The organism is Terriglobales bacterium, assembly GCA_035624475.1.
GTDB lineage: Bacteria > Acidobacteriota > Terriglobia > Terriglobales > Acidobacteriaceae > DASPRL01.
The window spans coordinates 1-2954 of the sequence record DASPRL010000350.1; the positions used below are offsets into that span (position 1 = coordinate 1).

The window sequence follows — 2954 nt, forward strand, 5'->3', positions numbered from 1 at the left end:
TCCCGCTGCGATCGCGCTTCCTGTTCCTGCTGGGCGTGGCGCTGCTTTTCAGCATCATCGGGTTCGTCAACAACATCATGAACCTGGGCCGGGACCCCGCCCTGCGCGTGGTGCTGAGCGCGGTGGCATGCGGCGTTTTCGGCAGCCTGTACGCGGTGGCGGGATTCTCGCTGCGCGACCGGGTGCGAGTAGGCCTGGCCATGGTGCCGATCTTTGTGGTGCAAACCCTGGTCATGGGAAAGATCGCGCAGTACCTGCCGACGCCGGCCATGCCGGCCGTCTTGGGCGCAGCCGACATCGCCCGGCTCAGTCATCGCCTGCAGGTCAGCGGCGCCGCCACCATCCTGGCCATGGCCCTGGGGTACGCGTCTTTTGCCGTCTTCGCGGGGACGGAGGGGCGGCGGCACTTCCGCGTGCAAGCGGAGATGGACCTGGCAGCGGAGATCCACCAGGTGCTGGTGCCTCCGGTGGAGGCGCGGATCGGAGGCTGGGAGTTCTACGGGCGCTCGCAGCCCTCGGGCGAGGTGGGTGGGGACCTGGTGGACGTGGTCGAGGGCCAGCGCGGCTGGGTGGCCTACATCGCCGACGTCTCCGGTCACGGAGTGGCGCCGGGCGTGGTCATGGGGATGGTGAAGAGCGCGGCCCGCATGCAGCTCACCCTGGGAGGCGGCAGCGCCAACCTGCTGCCGCAACTCAACACGGTCCTATATCCGCTGAAGAAACCCAACATGTTCGTCACCCTGGCCTACCTGGCGGTGAGCGACAAGGGTGGGGAGTACTCGCTGGCCGGGCATCCGCCCATCCTGCACTACCACGCCGCTAGCGGGCAGATCACGGAGCTGGAATGCCCCAACCTGCCGGTGGGCATCCTGGAGCACAGCCCCTTCGACGTGGGCTCGCTGCAAGGCGAGCCCGGGGACGTGTTCGTGCTCATCACCGACGGCCTGCTGGAGGTGGAGAACCGGGCCCCGGGGAGGAGTTCGGAGTGGCCGGAGTGAAGGCGGCCCTGGCCGGGCACGCGCAGGAGTCCCTGGAGCGGATCTGGACGGCCATCACGGCGGCGGCGCTGCGCCACGGCAAGCCCGCCGACGACCAGTCGCTGCTGCTGGTGCGGCGCTCGGCCTAGGACTCGATGTCGAAGTAGATGCGGGCGGTGACGCGGTACTCCGCGATCTTCTTGCCGTCGAGCTTCATCTCCAACTCCCCGACGCGGACCCACTTGAGGCCGCGCACGGTACGGGCGGCTTCGGCCACCGCGTTGTCGGCGGCCCTGGCGAAGCTGTCCTTGGAAACCCCCACCACCTCGATCACTTTCTGAGCCATGGAATCCCTCCTGGGGGCGCAAGGGTATGACGTTTCGGGGCCAGGGTCAAATGGGAGTGCTTCCGGAGCGGCGGAAGGCCTGGCGGACGCCCGGCTGGAGGAGATAGCCGAAGAGGAAGGCCCAGAAGGCCAGCAGGAGCAGGCGGGCGGGCAGAGCGGACAAGGGGACGGGCGGCGCCCCGGCGAGCAGCCAGCGGGCGAGGGCGACCAGGGACGGGGCCATACCCAGCAGGGCGAGCAGCAAAGCCAGCCAGCGTCCCCAGGGGCGCAGCGTCCACAGTCCCCAGGCAGCCAGGAAGTCGAGCAGGCCGTTGAGGACGAGGGCCGCGAGCAATCCGGCGGGGCTGAGGCCGGTGGCCAGGTCGAGGGCTAGCAGGCGGGTGGCCGGAGCCAGCATCAGCGAGAGCAGGCCGACAAAGACGAGAAAGGCGGCGAGGAGGGCGATGCCAGCGGGGCGGGAGGAAGGTTTCAAGGTTTCAAGGTTTCGAGGTTTCAAGGTTTCAAGGCTTCAAGGTCTTACGGAACGACTGAGGTCGTCCAGTACGAAATCCAAGGGCGCGATGCCACCCACGGCTGAGTGCTGACGGCTGAAGGCTGACGGCTAGTAGGTCATGGGGCCGACTTCTTTTTCGACCTCGGCGGTGTCGACCATGACGATGGCGTCCCAGGGGCAGCCGTCGAGGAAGGCGCCGTCGGGACCCTTGCTGGTGCACTTCTTGCAGCCGATGCAGAGCAAGGGGTCCACCTGGATGCGGCCGAAGGGGGGGTGGTCCTCGTCGGGCACCCAAAACATGCAATCCTCGACCGGGCAGTACTCCACGCAGGCGGGCGAGCCGGCGCAGCCGGTGCAGCACTCGGTGATGACGGCCAGCTCTTTGGGCTTTTTCTTGCGCGGGGTGTTGATGCCGGCGGACTTGGGCTCGTGCTTGAGTTCGTCGGGCACCATGCCGGGGGCCTTGGAAGCCTGTTCGGTAGCCATCGTGCGGTAATTATCACACAGGGCGGTGATGATGGCTAGACGGCAGACGTCGGACGGCAGACGTCAGTCTTGTGCCGCCCCTGAAGGGGCTCGGGAGCAATTCCGGTCTTGACCCCGGGGCTTACGCCCCGGGCTAACCCAAATGCCGCCCTGCGGGCTGGTCACAATGGCGCAGAGGGCCTTTGGGCGGTGTCATTCTTCCGCCGAGCGAAGCGGAGGCGGGAGAATCTGAGAGTACCGTCTGGACCACCGGATGGGTAGTGCCGACGAGGTCATCAGATCCTCCGCTCGGCCTCGCCTCGCGAAGGATGACAATCCCAGAGATTTCGGCGCTGCGCGCGCGAGATCCTACGCGGCTAAAGCCGCTCAGGATGACGCCTTCAGTGAAGGCCCCGGTGAGGGTATAGGGGTCCTTCTCTGGCTCGGTCGCCCCAAGCGGCTCCCTCGCTGCGCTCAGGATGACAAGAGTGTGGCTGACGTCTGAGGTCTGACGTCTGGGGTCTAGCGTTTGACCGGCTGGGGGATGTGGGAGCCGAGGGCGGCTTCGAGCTGGGCGGGGGTGATCTTCTCGCCGTTGTTCATGCGCTTGAGCAGGCCTTCGATGATGTCCTTGGCTTCGTCCTTCTTGTAGTTCTTGATGAAGCCGTCGTAG

Annotated in this window: 5 protein-coding genes; 2 read left to right on the plus strand and 3 right to left on the minus strand. The window is 66.8% G+C overall.

Translation table 11 applies throughout. The annotated features are described in order from the left end of the window. Both VEG08_13780 and VEG08_13785 read left to right on the plus strand, forming a co-directional pair. On the plus strand, positions 1-998 hold a 998-nt coding region (locus tag VEG08_13780), incomplete at its 5' end, for a SpoIIE family protein phosphatase (protein HXZ29058.1). Further along, a complete protein-coding gene (locus VEG08_13785; GenBank protein ID HXZ29059.1) occupies positions 986-1126 on the plus strand; it encodes a hypothetical protein in 141 nt (46 codons plus the stop codon). The genes VEG08_13780 and VEG08_13785, both read left to right, overlap by 13 nt. Here the strand turns inward: VEG08_13785 and VEG08_13790 are convergent. From VEG08_13790 to VEG08_13800, 3 genes are all read right to left on the minus strand, one after another. Next, positions 1123-1323, minus strand: coding sequence for a dodecin family protein (locus VEG08_13790; protein ID HXZ29060.1), 201 nt, complete (start codon positions 1321-1323; stop codon positions 1123-1125). The genes VEG08_13785 and VEG08_13790 overlap by 4 nt on opposite strands. 46 nt (positions 1324-1369) lie before the next feature. Beyond that, entirely contained in the window at positions 1370-1795 is a 426-nt protein-coding gene (locus VEG08_13795) for a hypothetical protein (protein ID HXZ29061.1), read from the minus strand. A gap of 129 nt (positions 1796-1924) precedes the next feature. Then, positions 1925-2302, minus strand: a complete 378-nt coding sequence (locus VEG08_13800) for a hypothetical protein (GenBank protein ID HXZ29062.1) — start codon at positions 2300-2302, stop codon at positions 1925-1927. Between the last annotated feature and the right edge of the window lie 652 nt (positions 2303-2954).